We start from the raw sequence: 19669 nt of genomic DNA on the forward strand, positions 1-19669 counted from the left end.
CACCTTAATTATTATTATCATTTGTCAATTATCAATTGTATTACATTAAAAAGTAGCACAGTTTTTTGCTTATATTATTATTTTAGGTCAAATATTAGTAAATTTTTCAATACTGTATCTTTATTAGACAAATGCTCAAATATTTAAAATTCTAGTTTTTAATCACTTAATATGATTTTCATCAAAGAACCGCCTGATAAGCTGTTTACCTATGACAAACGATGTTTTTATAATACAGCTAATATAAATCATCTATGTTGTTCATTATGCTAAAACCTGAATTATTATCGCCTGCTGGAACCTTAAAAAATATGCGTTATGCTTTTGCTTACGGAGCTGATGCTGTGTACGCAGGGCAACCCCGTTACTCTTTACGGGTGAGAAATAATGAATTCAATTTAGAGAATCTTAAAATTGGTATTAATGAAGCTCATTCCCTAGGTAAAAAGTTTTACTTAGTCAATAATATTGCTGCACATAACAGTAAATTAACAACGTTTATTAAAGATATTACGCCCGTTATAGCAATGCAGCCCGATGCCCTGATCATGTCTGATCCCGGCCTTATCATGATGGTACGGGAAAAATTCCCTGATATGCCAATTCATCTATCTGTGCAAGCTAATGCGGTTAATTGGGCAACCGTAAAGTTTTGGTATCAACAAGGTGTTGAGCGCGTTATTTTATCACGTGAATTATCGCTTGATGAAATTGAAGAGATTCGTTTTCGATGCCCTGAAATGGAATTAGAAGTTTTTGTTCATGGTGCTTTATGCATGGCATATTCTGGTCGTTGCTTGTTGTCTGGTTACATTAATAAACGCGACCCAAATCAAGGAACATGTACAAATGCTTGTCGTTGGAAATATGATAGCCACCAAGCAAAAGAAAACGAAACCGGTGATATAATAGCGGTACAGCCAGACACTAAAGTAAAACCAGAACTATTTATCCCTGATTCAGCTAAAATCATTATTCCAGAGCAACAACCAATTGAGGATATTATTTTATTGCAAGAGCAAGGTCGACCCGGTGAATATATGCCAGCATTTGAAGATGAGCACGGTACTTATATAATGAATTCAAAGGATTTACGTGCCGTTGAACATGTAGAACGTTTAATAAAAATAGGCGTGCATTCATTAAAAATTGAAGGTCGAACTAAATCATTTTATTACTGTGCTCGAACAGCACAAATTTATGGCCAAGCTATTTCTGATGCTTTAAGTAATAAACCTTTTAATCAAAATTTAAATACCGATTTAGAACATCTTGCTCACCGAGGTTATACCCAAGGTTTCTTAAAACGTCACCGCCATAGTGACACACAAAATTCTGATTACGGTTATTCAAAAAGTGATACTCAGCAATTTGTTGGTGAAATATTAGGCCGCAACGAAATAACAGGTTTAGTAGAAATAGAAGTAAAAAATAAATTTCTAGTCGGTGACCGTTTAGAGTTAATGACACCGCTAGGTAATACATCTTTTGTTTTATCTCATATGGAGAACGCCAAAGGTGAAGTTATTATTGACGCAAAAGGGTCCGGTCATAAAGTATCAATTTCGTTAGTAACTGAGCACGATTTAACTTTTGGTATTATTATGCGCTACCTTAATGAAGGTGGCACAACACGCCAACCGTTTACACAAAATCAAGTAGCGTAATAGGGCCATGGCACTGATTATAGAAGATGCATGTATTAACTGTGATATGTGTGATCTAGAATGTCCTAATGAGGCCATTGCATTGGGTAGCATGATTTATGAAATTGACGTGGATAAATGTACTGAATGTGTTGGCCATTATGACAAGCCAACTTGTATTAGCGTTTGTCCTATTGATTGTATCAAAAAAGATCCAAAGCATAATGAAAATGAGCAAACGTTATTAGCTAAATTTATCGCTATGCATGGTTAACAGCACCTACTACGACTGAAACAATAACGTGCAATTGCTCAGTCGATTAAGTTTGTATTTAGACAGATATAGCGGCTTTTATATGAGCGTGGCATTGATAATTCACTAATTCAAAGTCTTCAAAAGTAAAATCAAAAATACTTTTTATCTCAGGATTAATTTTCATAGTTGGCAAAGGTAGCGGAGTGCGACTTAGTTGTTCATCAACTTGTTCCATATGGTTTGAGTATAAATGAGCATCTCCGAAAGTATGAACAAAATCACCTAGCTCTAAATCACAGACTTGGGCGATCATCATGGTAAATAGTGCATAACTTGCAATATTAAAGGGTACACCTAGAAAGATGTCGGCACTGCGTTGATATAATTGACACGACAGCTTGCCATTGAGTACATAGAATTGAAAAAGCGTATGGCACGGGGGTAATGCTTGCTTGCCCTGTGCAGCATTCTCTGCAGGGCTTATAGATGTATCAGGTAATAATGCAGGATTCCAAGCGGTAATAATATGACGTCGTGAATCTGGGTTATTTTTTAAATCATCAATCAATTGTGTAAGTTGATCAATTGTTTCGCCATTGGCTGATGGCCAATTACGCCACTGTACTCCATATACAGGCCCTAGTTCGCCCGACTCTGTTGCCCAAGCATCCCAAATTTTAACGCCATTCTCACTTAAGTAAGCAATATTAGACTCACCTTTAATAAACCATAATAATTCATGAATAATTGATTTTAGATGACATTTTTTAGTGGTGACCAGTGGAAAGCCTTTTGCTAAGTCAAAACGCATTTGATAACCAAAAATACTTTTGGTGCCTGTACCTGTGCGGTCTGATTTTTGTACGCCGTTATCACGAACATGTCGCATGAGATCTAAATATTCTTTCACTGTCTTTCCTTCTCTAAAAAATTTTAATTTTAAACAAACGCTATTGTACTAACTTAATATCATTTTAACTGCTACTAGCATCAAAAATATCGCAAATGCTTTCTTGATAGTACCGACCGGTAACTTACTCGCCGCTTTAACACCTATTGGAGCAAAAAGAGAAGACGTAATAATGATACCAAGCAAGGCAGGTAAATAAACATAGCCTAAGCTATATTTGGGTAAGTTCTCTTCTCCCCAACCAGCAATCACATAGCCGCTAACACCGAATATGGCCACAACCATACCACTGACCGTGGCAACACCAATACATTGGCGTAAAGGAACTTTAAAGTAACTTAATATCGGGACTAGAATAGCACCACCAGCAATGCCCATTAGACTTGCTAAAATACCAGTAAAAAAGCCAATACCTTTAACAATGATATTTTTGGGTAGTTTTTCATCATCGTTGTGATTAATTAATTTATTTTTCTTCGCTCGGTTTATAGCAATAAACATATAAGACGAAAGTAAAAAAACAGCAATAGCAAAAGTATTTTTTAGTGCAACAACAGAAAGCATATCAGCAATAAATCCGCCAAGTAACGATCCTAATGCAATCGCCATCATGAGTTGCTTAGCAAGTGGCCAAGGTATATTGCTATTACGGTGATGAGCTAATGCCGCGGAAAGTGAAGTAACAACAATAGTGGCTAACGAGGTCGCAAGCGCCATTGGCATAACTAAGTTCGGTTCAATCCCTAGCTGCGGTAATAAATACACCAAAGCGGGTACAATTATCAACCCGCCACCTATGCCTAAAAGACCAGCAGAGAAACCGACCACTGAGCCGAGTAACACGCAAATTAAAAAGATACTTAATAACATTGTTTACTGCTTTTTAAGTTAAATTAACCGGATACATTACCTACCGGCACGTACGAAACTACTTAAACCGAATTGTTCAAGTTGTTCATTTAAATAACTGTGTACTTGTTTGGATGTTGAAAGGGTTAACACATGTGCCAACATCATTTTTACTTGATGAAAATCAACATGGCGGATCACCCATTTAATTTTTGCGATATTATGCGCGTTCATACTCAATTTGTCATATCCCATCGCTAATAATAATAAAGCGCCTGCTGGTTCACTGGCTAGCTCGCCACATAGGCTCAAGGGTACCAATGAGCGAGCTGATTGTTCTGCAATATGGTTAAGCGCTCTTAAAACAGCTGGATGATATGAATTATATAACGCTGATACGCGGGCATTATTTCGGTCAACTGCTAATAAATATTGAGTTAAATCATTACTGCCCACCGAAAAGAAATCAACTTTACTGGCTAATTCAGGCAATTGATAAATAATACCTGGCACTTCGATCATTATACCAACTTTTGGACGAGTGAGCTTTTCTTCACCGATAAAATCAAGTTCACCAGACAGTTCATAATAAGCTTGATTGATTAAACGAGTTGCTTCGTCTACCTCTAAAGTACTTGAAATCATCGGCAACATAATTTCTAAATTATTTAAGCCAACATTCGCTCGCAACATTGCTCGTACTTGTAAGAGAAAAATTTCAGGATGATCAAGTGTAATGCGAATACCACGCCAACCAAGAAATGGATTATCTTCATTTATCGGAAAATAGGGTAACGACTTGTCACCACCAACATCTAAGGTACGCATAGTTACAGGTTGATCAGGAAAAGCACTTAATACTTGACGATAAAGTTCAGTTTGCTCTGACTCAGAGGGAAAGCAGCTGCGGTTCATAAAAGGAATTTCAGTACGATACAAACCGATCCCTACAGCACCTGAATTTTTTGAATATTCAAACCCTGATGAAAGCCCAGCATTAAGTTGCAACTCAATGGTTTGACCATCTTTGGTAATAGCAGGCAATTGCGCTACTTTTTTAACCTTATCGGCGAGTAATATCTCTTGAGTGATTAAGTGTTGATATTCACGTTGTAAGGCTTCATTAGGCTGAACAAAAAGCTCACCACTAAAGCCATCTACAATACAGTTCTTCTGGTGTAATCGACTAAGCGAAATTTTCTCAATACCCATTACCGCTGGCACACCTAGTGCTCTTGCTAAAATAGCAGCATGAGAATTATTGGAGCCCTGAAGCGAGACTACACCTTTTAAGCCTTGGTGCTGGTATTGTGCAAGCATAGCTGCCGTTACTTCTTCAGCAACTAGTATAAATTCTCGTGGAAGTTGTTGCTCTTTTATATTTAGTTTTTTTAAGTTAAGTAATAATCGATTACCTAAATCGCGTATATCACTGGCCCTTTCACGCAAATAACGGTCATCTAAGGCTTCAAACTGAATAATATAGCTATCAATGATTTGTTTTAAAGCACTTTCAGCAGTCCAACCTGATATTATTTTCTGGGTAACTTCTTTAGTAATATTTGCATTATTTAATAATTGCTTATACATATCGAAAATATCTAAAGTACTCTCCGCAATAATCCCTTGTAACTTACTGGCCATGAAATCAAAATCTATGCGTGTTTTCGCCACGGCTTCTTCAAAAAATTGTAACTCTAGCGTTGGGGTTTTAGTTCGTTGTAAAGAAACAGAAGCTAAACTTACCGCTGGATACACAACAAACATTTCACCAATCATTACCCCTGAGGAGCCAGCAACACCCTGTAATGCTTTAGTCCAATGACTATTAGCATCTTGCTCTGTGATTAACACATTAGCTTCAGCATTGGCCAATGAAGTAGCTAGTTGGGCTGATAAGGTAACTAAGAATGCTTCTTCATTTTCAGTAAAATGCCTAGCCTCTTTTTGTTGAATCGCCAGTATGCCCAGCACTTTTCGTCGATGAATAATGGGGGTCCCCAGAAAGGCATTTAATTCGTCTTCCTCAACTTCAGGGGCATGAATAAATTGAGGATGGTTTTGCGCATTAGCAATGTTAAGTGGTTCTTCTCGCTGGCCCACTAAACCGACTAAGCCTTCAGTAAAACCGATGGTTGTTTGACCTAATGAACCTTCTGCCAAACCGTCAGAGGCAACCAATAAAAAATGTTGTTTGAGGTGGTCAGCAAGATAAATTGAACAACAGTCAGTATTCATCGTTTCTTTTATTTGTTCCACCATACGATGTAATGCACTGTCGAGTTCAGCGTTTTGGCTAAATTCTAGAACAATTCTCCGTAGGATAGTTAACATACGGCTCCTTAAATAAAAATGCCCGTTCACTTTAAGATATAGGGTCATCTTTAAGTGATACGGGTATATTATACATTTTTGTTTTGTCGTATAAAACTGCTACATAATAATAATCAACTACGACGTTTACGGTTTTGATGGCGATAAGAAGGCATAGACGCCTGAGCAAATTCCTTCATCACTTTACGGTAAACTTCACGTTTAAAAGACACTACCTGACGCACTGGGTACCAGTAACTTACCCAACGCCAATCATCAAACTCTGGATGATCAGAGTGAAGTAAATCAACCGCAGACTCTTCTGAAGTTAGCTTAAGTAAAAACCATTTCTGTTTTTGCCCAATACAAACAGGTTTACTTTCATGCCTAATTAAACGTTTTGGTAATTTATATCTCAACCAGTGTTTAGTCGAAGCAACAATACTGACATGTTCCGGTTTTAATCCCACTTCTTCGTGTAATTCTCGGTACATGGTTTCTTCTGCTGTTTCTCCCTCATCAACCCCCCCTTGTGGATATTGCCACGAGTGTTGACCATAACGCCTAGCCCAAAATACTTGTCCTCTATCATTGATTATGACTATGCCGACATTAGCTCTATAGCCTTCGGCATCTATCAAAGGAATTCCCAATAACTTTCATAAAATATATCTTGATTCTTCCATAATATGGGCTTGCGGGCAATTAATTAATTTTTTATTTTATCTAGACCATAGCGTCAAAAGTTATGAATCTTTATACTGAGTAAAGAAAAGTCACGACTAAAGAGTTTACTCATTAAAATTAATATCCCTACTAACGAAGATGATTTACTAAAAAGAGCGCAAGCGCTTGCTGGACTTAATTTAGCTGAAATAGCTGAACAAGCAGGCGTAGTAGTCCCTGAGAATTTAACGAGAGAAAAAGGTTGGATAGGTCTTTTACTTGAGCAGGTTCTTGGCGCTAGTGCGGGGTCAAAACCTGAACCTGACTTTCCACATTTAGGTATTGAATTAAAATCGTTACCCATTAGCATGCAAGGCAAACCTTTAGAGACAACATTTGTATGTGTTGCACCTTTGACTGGCTTAGTAGGGGCTAGTTGGAAAACCAGCCATATACGCAACAAAATGGCACGTGTTTTATGGGTACCGGTAATTTCTGAACGACATATACCAATAGGCGAGCGTATAGTTGGCACCCCTTTTATTTGGTCCCCGTCTTATGAAGAAGAACAATTACTCGCCCTAGACTGGCAAGAGCTTACCGATATGATTGTATTAGGTGAAGTAGAAAACATCTCAGGAAAACATGGCCAAGTGTTACAACTTCGCCCCAAAGCGGCCAATAGCCAAGCTAAAACACAAGCCTTTAATAAACACGGCGAGCCCTTTCGAACACTGCCTCGTGGCTTTTATTTAAAAACATCTTTTACACACATGTTATTACGTAATCATTTGCGTATTGATTAACGATATCTGCGGTATTCATATTTCAATTGAAACTTATCTTAAATACACAAACCATCAGGTAATTATTAATTGACTGATTTACTTTAACTACTGAATTTATGAACTTATCTATGCTAAAAAGTAAAATTTAAACTATTGTTACAGGTACTGATCTTATTACTCGTTGATTCACTTCGTTGTTACTGGTTTTGAAAGAATACGTTATAAGGCTTATCTGAAATATACTATGGTCATTCTATGAATAGTCACCCCCTTAAGCCTTCTTTAATAATCGAGAATATCTCCCGCCTTGAAGGACTGCCATCACAACAAATACATAGTCTGTGTTATTCTCACCGAAAATTTTGGCTAAGCACACCTAATGGATTAGCTATATATGATGGTGAACACGTTGAAATTCTTAATCAACATTCAGGACTTTTAACTCACGGTCAACGTTCAGTTACTTCAAATAGAGATACTATTTTAGCCTGCTCAGATTTAGGCATTTCAATTATAAACGCTGAAACCCATCAATCCATCGTTGATCTTAATACAGTTGACCTTGGCCTTGGTTGGTGCCAATGCGCGATATCTATTGATAACAACGACTATTTATTAGGATGCGCCAAAGGGCTATATCGATGGAATAGCAAGTCAGATGAATTGAACAAAGTAAGCCTTGACGTTTCCGGCGAAGGCGTACTCAGTATTGTTAAAAGCAAAGATCAAACTATTCTTATTCAAATGTCACAGTCAGGCATTTGGGTGTACCAAAATGAAATGATTCGACCTCTTATTAATCAATACACCAAGAGCTTTAACTCGGCGAACCATATTAGTGCATCGACGCAAGGCTTTCTCATTGCTAATAACAAGAGCATCATCATTTTAGATTTTGATTTAAAACTTAAAGAGCATATCCAACTCCCTGATATAGAGTCAATGATTGTCCGTATATTGTTTCCTCATTCAAATCATATGATCATTGCAGAGAAAACCTGTGTATACGAACTAATAAAGCACGATTACATTTGGAAAAAAGGAAAGACGCTATTTACCACCGCAAAAATCACCGATCTTTGTTACGATTCATTCAACAATCTTTGGGCTACTACCGACTTCAGTGGATTAATTAAGTATCCAGCTTTGAATGACTATATTCGAACGTTTGTACCTAAAAAAGCTACATCAATACTAACGCTTCGACTGGCTCAAAATGGACAAGACATTCTTATTGGAGGCACAGGCCATAGTTATTCACTTTCATCGCAAAATGATGCGATACAGAGTGAAATAAGCAGCTTAAAAAACTTAACTTGTTGGGATATTTATCAAGACAAACAGCTAAAAATCTTTGCTGCCTGTAATGAAGGGCTAGCCATCTGTGAAATGACAGATAATTCTTCTGTACAACTTTTTACTGACAAAAACATTGGTGCTGGACGTTGTATTCAGAATATTGGAGAAAATTATCTATATGGCAGTGTTTACGGTTTATTCATATTTTATCCAAGCAGTAAAAAGTTTGAACCTATCAATGATTCATTAGGAAAAACCTTAAGTTATATCTACACAATAGTCCCGAAAGATACAAATAACTATTTTGTTACAACACTTGGTCGAGGACTGTGGATCTATAACACCGATGACAACACGCTCATTTCTGTCGAATTAAAGAATAAATACCTTAACATCTACGATATCAACGTTAATAAAGAGGGTGCATACGCGATAGCAGCTGACAATAAACTATTATTGATGATTGACTCACAAGTCACCGAAATTTTCGAGTCTAGCGATTCTATCGCAGCCTGGACCTGCCGATGGCACAATAAAGATGAAATACTCATTGGTACGTCGCAAGGTCTGCAGTTGTTTAACATCAATTGTCGGCAACCAAAGTACGTTATTAATAATGTTCCCGAACGTCAGTTTTGGGAGTTTACAACCAGCCGTAGCCTATTGAGGAAAGGTGAAGATAGTTACTGGTGTGGTCTCAATGAAAGCTTAAACGTCATTGAAATACCCAGATTAATTGATACCGTACAAGCACCAATACCTGAGATAAAATCTGTTTCGAGCAGTAGCCAATTCCTGCTTGATGGCAATATATTAACCATAGAAGAAGGTAGTTGGAACCTCGACATTATGCTTTGTTCTTATTGGTTGTGGAAAGAAAAAAGCATTAGTTATCACTATCGACTGGTTGGATTTCACGATAATTGGCGAAAAACCAAACACGAACCAATAATGTACTCAGCCCTTCCTTCTGGAGAATATTTACTAGAAGTTCAGGTTAAGTGCGGTTTAGCCCAGTCAAATCAAAAGATCAAACTACTTTTAATAAAAGTGATCAGGAAAGGGACTATTTTTAAGCTTTTAACATGGATAAAAAAAGCCATAGCAACCAGTATCATAAAAATTAAACAGCGCAAAAATTTTTGGAAACTATATGAAAGTCATTTAGAACTAGAGAGGATTGTCGAAAAAAGAACGGCAGATTTGTCAATTGCCAATCAAAAACTGCAGGAGATGAATCTATCATTAGAGCTACTGTCAAACAAAGATCAATTAACTGGAATAAATAACCGTAGGGCCTTTCAAAATTTCGTGGATGAAGAAATAAAAAGAGCCAGCCGAAATAAGTATCACTTTAGTATTCTAATGATAGATATAGATTATTTTAAGCAGTATAACGATAATTATGGTCACTTAGCTGGTGATTTATGCTTAAAGCTGGTTGCACAAAATCTTTTATCTTGCTTGCACCGTAGCGGTGACATTTTGGCTAGATACGGCGGGGAAGAATTTATTATTGCATTACCAGAAATTGACCAACAACAAGCTAAAAATTTTGCCGACCTTTGCATAAAATCCATTAATACATTAGGCATAAACCATGAACACTCTGCGGTATCATCAAATATTACTATTAGCGTAGGCGTAGTAAATTCACTTGTAGAGCCCCTGAAAAATAGGTCTGAACGTATAACGTTCATAACAAAGCTTATTGGCCAAGCCGATGAAAATTTATACTTAGCCAAAAAGCAAGGCAGAAATAGATCCGTTTAAAATAGCTATATTAAAAAACCCTGTTTATCTAGCAAGCTTTCCTCCAAAGCGACTTTAACTTTTTACAGACGGAACAAACCAAATTCCAGGCAAATAAAACCAACTCGAAAGTTGGTTTATTTCTGCTTTTCAGCAAATGTGGTGGGCGCGGCAGGGTTGAACCTGCGACCGGAAGCGGTTAGTTTCGTAGCGACTCTTATATAATCGATCTCTCCAGCAGGTTAGATAAACTATCACTTTATCCTAGGCAAAATCTAGACGAAAAAAAACCAACTCGAAAGTTGGTCTATTTCTGCTTTTCAGCAAATGTGGTGGGCGCGGCAGGAGTCGAACCTGCGATCGGAAGCGGTTAGTTTCGTAGCTGCTATTATATGCTCGGTCTCTCCAGCAGGTTCGATACACTATCACTTTACTTTAGACGAAAAAAAACCAATCCGAAGATTGGTTTATTTCTGCTTTTCAGCAAATGTGGTGGGCGCGGCAGGAGTCGAACCTGCGACCGCCTGGTTCGTAGCCAGGTACTCTATCCAGCTGAGCTACGCGCCCACATTAAACTTTATTTACTATCTTGTTCAAAGATAACACCCATTATTTTTATAAGCCTTGGTATTTGCTTAACAACTCAAAATACCTCCTAAGGATGATACTTGAGTTTTTAACTGCTATATTACAGAAGAAAAAAAACCAATCCGAAGATTGGTTTATTCCAGCTTTACAGCAAATGTGGTGGGCGCGGCAGGAGTCGAACCTGCGACCGCCTGGTTCGTAGCCAGGTACTCTATCCAGCTGAGCTACGCGCCCACATTAAACCTTATTTAATATCTCGTTTGAAGATAATATCTATTAATTTTATAAGCGATGATATTTGCTTAGTCCACATTTCAATAAAGAAAAGTGGTGGGCGCGGCAGGAGTCGAACCTGCGACCGCCTGGTTCGTAGCCAGGTACTCTATCCAGCTGAGCTACGCGCCCTCACATGAACTATTTTTTATATCTTAGTCTAAAGATAGCAAATTGCTTTGCATTTATTACTTTTACCGCAGTTACCTTTAATAAAAGTAATGGCGGAGAGCGAGAGATTCGAACTCTCGAACGGATTTAAAGCCGTTACTCCCTTAGCAGGGGAGCTCCTTCGGCCACTCGGACAGCTCTCCATTTTTACTTCTTTACTGTTGAGTTCTAATACGTACTTTGAAATACATCTTAGAAAAAACTCTCTATCAGGCTAGTAGCCAGATACTCCTTTAACAGGTGAGCGTCTTCAACCAATCGGTCACATCTCCAGTGGGTGCGAATACTAATGGATCGAGAAAATAAGTCAACAATATTTTCTATTTTTCTGTACTTTTAAATCTGTTTGCCGAGATTTCAACCAACAAGGCTATTTTTCAAGCTCAAAAAGATTATTGTCACTAAATTAATGCTGAAAAAAATTAATATTAGTCATTAAAAAAGTCGGCAATTGCCGACTTTTTTTAATGAAGGTGTTCAACAAAGCTAAAATTTATTACCTGTTTCGGCTTCGCTACTGTCACTTCCTGTTTTTTCTGCTTGTATGCGCATGTAAATTTCTTCACGGTGAACAGATATTTCTTTTGGCGCATTTACGCCAATACGAACCTGATTACCCTTTACACCTAAAACTGTGACGGTAACTTCGTCACCAATCATTAACGTTTCACCAACCCTACGAGTTAAAATTAACATCCTAAATATCCTTTATGTTTAAAAGCCAGTCCACTAAAAAATTATAAGCTAGTAATAAATTTAGTTTAATTTTGGTAAAAGTACATAATAAAAATTAAAAACTTTGTAAAAAATAGTTACTTAAGTTCACTAAGACCCAGTTTTACCACTATTTACAAAGATTTTATTACCACGAGTGATAATCAGTTATTAACTTTGCACTTATAACCAATATTGGCATTCTAGCAAGCTTATTCAAGCAATAAAGTTATTTTTTGGAAATAATTATAACTATTTGTTATTATTAATATTGTAGTTGACGTATGTTAACTCTGCATTAACCGCTAAGTAACCTAACTTACTATTTAAAAGATTTACCCACAAAAAAGGAGCTAAAACGCTCCTTAATGAAATATATTAGCTTACTATAATATTACGATAACTGGTCAATTAGCCATGCTTTCGCTGTGTCTAATGCCATAGGTAAATTCTCTGGCTTGTTGCCACCAGCTTGTGCCATATCTGGACGCCCACCTCCTTTGCCACCGACATGCTGTGCTGCGGCATTAACTAAATCACCGGCTTTTACCTGTCCAGTGAGATCTTTAGTTACACCAGCGATCAAACCTACTTTTCCGTCTGATGCTGTGCCTAATAAAATGATCCCTGAGCCTATTTTATTCTTGAGTTCATCCATCATGCCACGAAGCGCTTTAGACTCGGTACCTGCTAAATCTGCAATAAGTACTTTCACACCATTAACATCTACAGCCTCACTGATTAAATCAGAACCGGCTTGAGCCGCCACTTGCTGTTTTAGGATTTGAATTTCTTTTTCGAGTTGCTTACCACGACTAATTAATTGCTCAACTTTTCCTGGCATACTCGCCACATCAGATTTAACCATTGAGGCAACTAAGCTTAGATTTGAACCTTGCTGCTCAGTAAAAGCAAGTGCACACTCACCGGAAACAGCTTCTATACGACGAACACCTGCAGCTATACCTGATTCTGACACTATTTTAACAAAGCCAATATCGCCAGTACGCTCAACATGAACACCACCACAAAGCTCGGTAGAAAAACCACCTAAAGTAACCACTCGTACTTCATCGTCGTATTTCTCACCAAATAAAGCCATAGCGCCTTTTTCTTTAGCTTCGTCTATCTGCATTAAGTTGGTTTCACGAGACAAGTTATTACGTATTTCTTGGTTAACTAGACGTTCAACAGTTTGCAACTCTTGCGCGGTAACCCCTTCAAAGTGAGAGAAGTCAAAGCGTAACTTTTCAGCATCACATAACGAACCTTTTTGCGTAACATGTTCACCCAAGACGCTACGTAAAGCGGCATGAAGAAGGTGAGTAGCCGTGTGGTTTTTAACGATAGCTGCGCGTCGCTCAGTATTTATTTCTGCTTTTACTAGGCGATTTAAGCCAATATTTACGCGAGCAATTCCTTTATGAGCAAAGGCGTTACCCATTTTAGTGGTGTCATGTACTTCAAATATACCGTCATCAATATGAAGAAGGCCTTGGTCTCCTGCTTGGCCACCCGACTCCGCATAAAAAGGTGTTTTGTCCAAAATAACAATGCCCTGCTCGCCTGCTTTTAATTCAGCAACCGACGCTTCGTTATTGAATAATTCAACAATAGTTGCGGAGAATTCATTACGGGTATAACCTTTAAACTGCGTGTTGTGATCAGATTTAAGCTGGTCGTTATAGTTAGAACCAAACTGACTTGCTTGCTGAGCACGTTCGCGTTGAAGTCCCATAGCAATGTCAAAACCATTGTGGTCGACTTTTAATTGACGTTCTCGGGCAATATCTGCCGTTAAATCGGCAGGAAAACCATAGGTGTCATAAAGTTTAAAGGTATCGTCACCTGAAATAGTGTCGCCTTTAAGATTCGCTAAAATATCTTCAAGTAAGATCATGCCACGATCTAGGGTGCGGCCAAATTGCTCTTCTTCGATACGTAATATTTTTTCAATAACCGCTTGTTGGCTAATAAGCTCAGGGTAGGCTTCACCCATTTGCTTACCTAATGAAACAACTAGTCGATGAAAGAAGTGTGATTTTGCTTCTAATTTATGACCGTGGCGTACGGCACGTCGAATAATACGACGTAATACATAGCCACGACCTTCGTTTGAAGGCATAACACCATCTGCTATTAAGAAGCTACATGAGCGAATATGATCGGCAATTACACGCAAAGACTTATGTTCTAAATCATTGCACTGTAATAACTCAGCAGTATCTTTAATTAATCCTTGAAAAATATCAATTTCATAATTGCTATGCACGCCTTGCATTATCGCTGAAATACGTTCTAAGCCCATACCTGTATCAACAGAAGGCTTTGGCAAGTTTTCCATAGTACCGTCAGCATGACGGTTGTACTGCATGAAGACTAAGTTCCAAATTTCAATAAAACGATCACCATCTTCATCTGGTGAGCCTGGAGGTCCACCAAAAATATTTTCACCATGATCATAGAATATTTCAGAACAAGGTCCACATGGCCCCGTATCACCCATTGACCAAAAGTTGTCTGACTCGTACTTTTTACTGGGTGACTTATCACCGATACGAATAATTTTATCTACCGGAATACCTATTTCGTCACGCCAAAAAGCGAAGGCTTCTTCGTCACTGTCATAAACAGTCACTAATAGCTTTTCTTTAGGTAAGGCTAATTTGACAGTTAAAAATTCCCAGGCAAAACGTATAGCGTCTTCTTTAAAGTAATCACCAAAACTAAAGTTACCTAACATTTCAAAGAAAGTATGATGGCGCGCCGTGTAGCCAACGTTCTCTAGATCGTTATGTTTACCACCCGCACGAACACAACGTTGCGACGAGGTTGCACGGGTATAACTTCTGCTCTCTGCCCCTAAAAAAACGTCCTTAAAAGGAACCATACCAGCATTGGTAAATAATAACGTCGCGTCATTACCTGGAACTAATGAACTACTTGGAACAATTTGATGTTGCTTCGAAGCATAAAAGTCTAAAAAAGTCTGTCGTAATTGTGCACTAGTTTTAATCATGGGAATGTTCACTCTCTGAAAAGTTAATTCTTGAATTTATTCGTTTAATCGCTATGAGTATATTTAATCAATATCATGATTTCATCCGAAGAGAAACCTCGAGACTGCATAAATCGAATGCGTTTTAATTTATCTTTTTGGTCTTTAATTGTACTTTCGCCAAAGCGTTTATTATACGCAAGCTCGGCTTGAAGATACCAATCAATTTGCTGATTTTTACTCAGTTCAACTATAATAGTATCGCAAACACCTTTTTGTTCCAATTCATTGCTAATATAAAGCCAACCATAACCTTTATTAAGGCGGCTACCAAACAAAGATTCGGCAAAACGTTGGTCACTCAAATAGTTTTTTTTAATTAGAAATTCAAGGACTGGCGTAATTTCATCTTCACTGTGTTGACGAAATTTGAGCTTTTGCATTAACTCTTCATAAGAATGCTCGCGACGAGAGAGGATACCTACCGAACAATGTAAGATAGCTTTGTTCAATGATTCATCACCTTTAAAGACGTTTTACCGCTTATTTTACCTTTAAATTAACGGATAATTATAGTGTTCAATTATTTAAATTTTAGATAAATAATAAGTTTTTACTTTGAGTGAATAATCACGCAGAATAAGTTGTTATAAAAGTAAGCGTAAAGTTTGCAGATAAACAGCAAAATAAAACAGGGATCTGTATGAAGGTATGTTTTAAGAACCTCAGTCAAATGTTCACCATTTTTTGTATAACATTATTGCTTTCTGCCTGTGGTGGTTCTAATGATAAATCAAAAAATTACGCCATCAACGCTGATGTTTCAACGATTAGCTTTAGCAATGAGATAATTACTGAGTTTGACGATTCAATAACCGTTAATGTTACTTTTGCTGGCGACGGTTTATTAGTGGGTTATGCCCCTGACTCCCAACCCGTGGGCTGGCTAGCCTTTAGAACTGAAAACCTAACCAGTAATTCTGCTACTGTTCATATTGATTTAACCCAAGCAGACCAAATTAATTTAGGTGAATACGTCACAAAGCTGCGTTTTTCAACGGGCGAACTCTCTGATAATGGCGCAACCTTAGTGCATCATGACATCAACGTTTCATTACTTATTTGGCAAGCAAATATAGATACTGAGCTGGTCAGTTTTCGTGGCACCTTTGGTGATGTCAGCATTCCTAGCCAAACAATCGCTATCACCAGTGAGAGTAATAACTGGCAGTTAAGCAGTGATATTGACTGGATAACTTTTGACATATCTTCGGGCTCAGGTGATGCAACGGTCACCGTTACCCCGAATATTAGCAGTTTTACTGCCGCGCAGTTAGCAAGCGGAAATATTATACTCACCGAAACAACAACGGGTGATACTAAGCTTATCCCTGTAGAAGTTGGTTTAGATAATCAATATTTGTATGCCAACCAAGCCAGCTTGGCTTTTACGTCAACCGCGAATATTTCAGTGCTTGAGCAAACCATCAAAGTCAGTACCAACAGCAGCGCTGAAATAAATTGGCAAGCAAGTTCCGCCTCAACCTGGTTAACCTTAACAAAACTCGACAATGATTTTCTTAAAGTTGCTGTTGATGTTAATGCCATGCCGGTAGCGGCGATAAGTCAAACTGAAATAACCCTCAATGCCATTGAAAATGAAGTTGTTATTGGGCATGTTCTACCGGTATCATTATTTCAAAGTACTGAGCAAACAGAAACTAAAGTCATCACGGACATAGCCGCAAATATCGATACCGTGATAGCAGCACCTAACATGCCCTACTTTTATGTTGGCTCAGAAAACAACTTACTTGTTTATCAACAATATAGTGGTGAATTAATTGCAACCATCGCTATCGCTCCTGATAACACCCTACTTGAGCAATTTATTGTTCATCCTGACGGTAGTAAATTACTAGCAAAAGCGCTTGAAGTTGTTATCAATGAAGACGAGACCACCACTGAAGTTGTTCATCGTTATAATATCAATTTAAGCGATTATAGTTTTACTGAAATTTCATCACCAACCATAGAGTTTGAACCTAGCCGTTACGTACAATTTTCTGGCCGATACTTTCTTGTCACGCAAACACTTGAATACGCAAATGAAGAGTTACAACGCTTATTTTGGGATCGTGAAAATATCTTTTTCACGGAAACCATTGACCAAGCCAGTGAAACAGAAGCTTTATATGCATTAGACTTTCAAACAGCAACCTTAAATCGCTATAACGCAAAAATTAATGACTTCAGTCAAGATAAAATCATTACGAGCTTAACCCATGAATATAAACCAGAACGGTTAGCTGAAGCCGATAGTATTTCAAGCTTTGTCGTTAATGATAACGAAACGGCGCTTTATCTTATTAGCCCAACAAGTGAACACATTAGCTTTGATGGCAACGCTTTTACCGATATGGGATTACTCAACCAAGCAGACGGTGCAACGACGTTATTTGTTGAAAAGTCGAATAACAATTTTGCCCATTATCTTCGTTTTGTTCCCGCTAGCGGCTTCGTTGTGAATGTTTACAACCAAGCATCAGCACTGACTGCTACCATTGAAACTCAGGGACAACAGCCCACCAGCATTGATATTTCATCTGATAATAAACGCTTGTTAGTGAACGCGGTAAATAGTACTCAAATAGAAATGGTAACTTTAGCGCAGTTTGATGTGTCGGCATCTCAGTTGTCCTTTAATACTACCTTAGGCAATGCCAGCGTTGCTAGCCAGGAATTGACTATTTCAGGCGTGAGTGATTCATGGCAAGCAACAACAGATGTTTCATGGTTATCTTTGACTCAAACAACAACGCAAGAGAGTAAAACGCTTGTTATTTCCATTGATTCAAATGAGATCATCGGTTGGGGGTTATTTACCGGTATCATTACTCTTACCGACCCAGAGACGGGCATCAATGTACAAGTAGTGGTTGAGTTAGCGGTTGATGAAATAAGGTTATTCAGTAACGCTTCAGCACTAACCTTTACTTCACAAGCGGACAAGTCAACGCTCAGTCATACGGTAGATATTGTCACCAATAAATCCAGTGCGGTAGCTTGGCAAGCACAAAGTAATGTTAATTGGTTAACGTTAACGGCTGATACCGTTAATAATACCCTAGCGATCGACGCCGATCCAAGTAAAATAACGACTAATGGTTTGTACTATGGCGAAATCACCTTAGCACCGGTCAATAGTTCTGAAAGCGTCAAGGGTACAATAAAAGTCAGCTTTGAAAAAGGCGATTTTGACACAACAAGCATCAGTGAAATTGTTATCACTGATATTACACCTAATACCTCAGCTGTCGTATTAGACCCACTGCGTCCTAATATTTATATCGGCCAAGGTGATGTGATAAAAGTGTTTAATATTATTACTGGCGCTGCAATAACAACGATTAATTCACCACTTGGCGGTGCTGATTTAACCGACTTGGTTATTCACCCAGATGGCTCACTCTTGTTAGCTTCAAATAGTGAAAACTACAACGATGAAAATGGGCAGCCACAAACGCGTATTAATCATTATCAAATAAACCTTAACGATTTCAGTATTAACTTACTGCCAGCTGCTGACATAGATCTACAATTTAGGCCTAAAACTATCGCTATGGTCGCCGGTAAAGCCATTGTTATCAGCCAAGCGTTAGAATATGCAAACTTAGCCTTAGCGGTGCAGTTCTGGGATAGAGAAAATACTTTCAACTCACCCATTATCTATGACGTACCTGCAAGCAATCATGTTATTGCTTATAACGCTAACACCTCAGCATTGCTACAATATACCTTAGCGTACAATGCCTTTACTGCTGAAAGTGTTCAACAAATTGCCAGTGATGAAAATATTAACAGCGCTTATAGTGGCGTTTTATCAAATATAGTCACCAGTAGTCGTGGTGCAGACCTTTATACAGCGAGCACCACTTCAGAGTGGACAACTTTTGATGGTACAAGTTTTACTGACCAAGGCGTTTTACGAGCGAGTATACGAACGGTTAACGTAGCCATTGACTCGGCTAATAATAGTTATTTCTATCGTTTCGATAGTAGTGGCGTTTTTATTCTTAGTAAATATGATGAAAACCAACAAGCTTTATTTACCGTCGGATATACAGCTGGTTCTGTTGACAGTTATATATCGCCAAACTACCAGCGAATTATTCACTACAATTCAACTGCAAATAGCTTAGTACTTGATTATATTCCTGATTAAGCTCAGCTACATATTGCACTTATATAATCCCGTGCTCGCACGGGATTTTTATTTCCACTAAAGCCTACTTATTTATCTTATTCTGTATTTTACAAAAATAATCAAGGTAAAAGCTGACAACTTAACAATTCAGCTTTTTTAACCGGTTACTCACCGTTTTTAAACGTGCTGCATCTTGTAGCTTGGCCGAGTGCAACATAGAATAAATTCATTAGCTTTGT

Annotated in this window: 12 protein-coding genes and 4 tRNA genes; 5 read left to right on the plus strand and 11 right to left on the minus strand. The window is 38.0% G+C overall.

Annotated elements, in window-relative coordinates; translation table 11 throughout:
- Positions 1 to 266: 266 nt before the first annotated feature.
- Together yegQ and H4J76_RS05730 are read left to right on the plus strand one after the other, a co-directional pair.
- Positions 267 to 1667 (plus strand): tRNA 5-hydroxyuridine modification protein YegQ, encoded by a 1401-nt coding sequence (yegQ, locus tag H4J76_RS05725; RefSeq protein ID WP_182230238.1) that lies wholly within the window; start codon positions 267 to 269, stop codon positions 1665 to 1667.
- A gap of 7 nt (positions 1668 to 1674) precedes the next feature.
- Positions 1675 to 1920, plus strand: coding sequence for a YfhL family 4Fe-4S dicluster ferredoxin (locus tag H4J76_RS05730; RefSeq protein WP_182216903.1), 246 nt, complete (start codon positions 1675 to 1677; stop codon positions 1918 to 1920).
- Between the two features lie 58 nt (positions 1921 to 1978).
- Here the strand turns inward: H4J76_RS05730 and H4J76_RS05735 are convergent, their stop codons facing one another.
- The 4 genes from H4J76_RS05735 to rppH form a co-directional block, all read right to left on the minus strand.
- Entirely contained in the window at positions 1979 to 2812 is an 834-nt protein-coding gene (locus H4J76_RS05735) for a thymidylate synthase (protein ID WP_182216905.1), read from the minus strand.
- Between the two features lie 48 nt (positions 2813 to 2860).
- On the minus strand, positions 2861 to 3682 hold the full coding sequence (locus tag H4J76_RS05740; RefSeq protein WP_070375985.1) for a sulfite exporter TauE/SafE family protein: 822 nt from the start codon (positions 3680 to 3682) through the stop codon (positions 2861 to 2863).
- Between the two features lie 36 nt (positions 3683 to 3718).
- Positions 3719 to 5995 (minus strand): phosphoenolpyruvate--protein phosphotransferase, encoded by a 2277-nt coding sequence (gene ptsP / locus H4J76_RS05745; protein WP_182216907.1) that lies wholly within the window; start codon positions 5993 to 5995, stop codon positions 3719 to 3721.
- Between the two features lie 113 nt (positions 5996 to 6108).
- Positions 6109 to 6615, minus strand: a complete 507-nt coding sequence (rppH, locus tag H4J76_RS05750; RefSeq protein WP_182216909.1) for an RNA pyrophosphohydrolase — start codon at positions 6613 to 6615, stop codon at positions 6109 to 6111.
- 162 nt (positions 6616 to 6777) lie between these two features.
- On the opposite strand from rppH, the gene mutH reads away from it, so the two are divergent.
- Positions 6778 to 7446 (plus strand): DNA mismatch repair endonuclease MutH, encoded by a 669-nt coding sequence (gene mutH / locus H4J76_RS05755; RefSeq protein ID WP_310733524.1) that lies wholly within the window; start codon positions 6778 to 6780, stop codon positions 7444 to 7446.
- A 237-nt stretch (positions 7447 to 7683) separates the two neighbouring features.
- Positions 7684 to 10500 (plus strand): diguanylate cyclase domain-containing protein, encoded by a 2817-nt coding sequence (locus H4J76_RS05760; protein WP_182230239.1) that lies wholly within the window; start codon positions 7684 to 7686, stop codon positions 10498 to 10500.
- 469 nt (positions 10501 to 10969) lie between these two features.
- Here H4J76_RS05760 and H4J76_RS05765 read toward each other — a convergent pair.
- The 7 genes from H4J76_RS05765 to H4J76_RS05795 all read right to left on the minus strand — a co-directional run bounded on the left by H4J76_RS05765 (position 10970) and on the right by H4J76_RS05795 (position 15735).
- Positions 10970 to 11046: transfer RNA gene (locus H4J76_RS05765), tRNA-Arg, on the minus strand.
- A gap of 178 nt (positions 11047 to 11224) precedes the next feature.
- Positions 11225 to 11301, minus strand: a tRNA-Arg gene (locus H4J76_RS05770).
- Between the two features lie 94 nt (positions 11302 to 11395).
- Positions 11396 to 11472: transfer RNA gene (locus tag H4J76_RS05775), tRNA-Arg, on the minus strand.
- Between the two features lie 90 nt (positions 11473 to 11562).
- Positions 11563 to 11654, minus strand: a tRNA-Ser gene (locus H4J76_RS05780).
- Positions 11655 to 11997: 343 nt separating this feature from the next.
- A complete protein-coding gene (gene csrA / locus H4J76_RS05785) occupies positions 11998 to 12207 on the minus strand; it encodes a carbon storage regulator CsrA (protein WP_070375981.1) in 210 nt (69 codons plus the stop codon).
- A 412-nt stretch (positions 12208 to 12619) separates the two neighbouring features.
- Positions 12620 to 15244, minus strand: coding sequence for an alanine--tRNA ligase (gene alaS, locus H4J76_RS05790; RefSeq protein WP_182221823.1), 2625 nt, complete (start codon positions 15242 to 15244; stop codon positions 12620 to 12622).
- A 44-nt stretch (positions 15245 to 15288) separates the two neighbouring features.
- Positions 15289 to 15735, minus strand: coding sequence for a regulatory protein RecX (locus H4J76_RS05795; protein WP_182221824.1), 447 nt, complete (start codon positions 15733 to 15735; stop codon positions 15289 to 15291).
- A 191-nt stretch (positions 15736 to 15926) separates the two neighbouring features.
- On the opposite strand from H4J76_RS05795, the gene H4J76_RS05800 reads away from it, so the two are divergent.
- Positions 15927 to 19448, plus strand: coding sequence for a BACON domain-containing protein (locus tag H4J76_RS05800; protein ID WP_182230240.1), 3522 nt, complete (start codon positions 15927 to 15929; stop codon positions 19446 to 19448).
- Positions 19449 to 19669: the final 221 nt, after the last annotated feature.

The organism is Colwellia sp. BRX9-1 (genome assembly GCF_014077195.1).
Lineage (GTDB): Bacteria > Pseudomonadota > Gammaproteobacteria > Enterobacterales > Alteromonadaceae > Colwellia_A.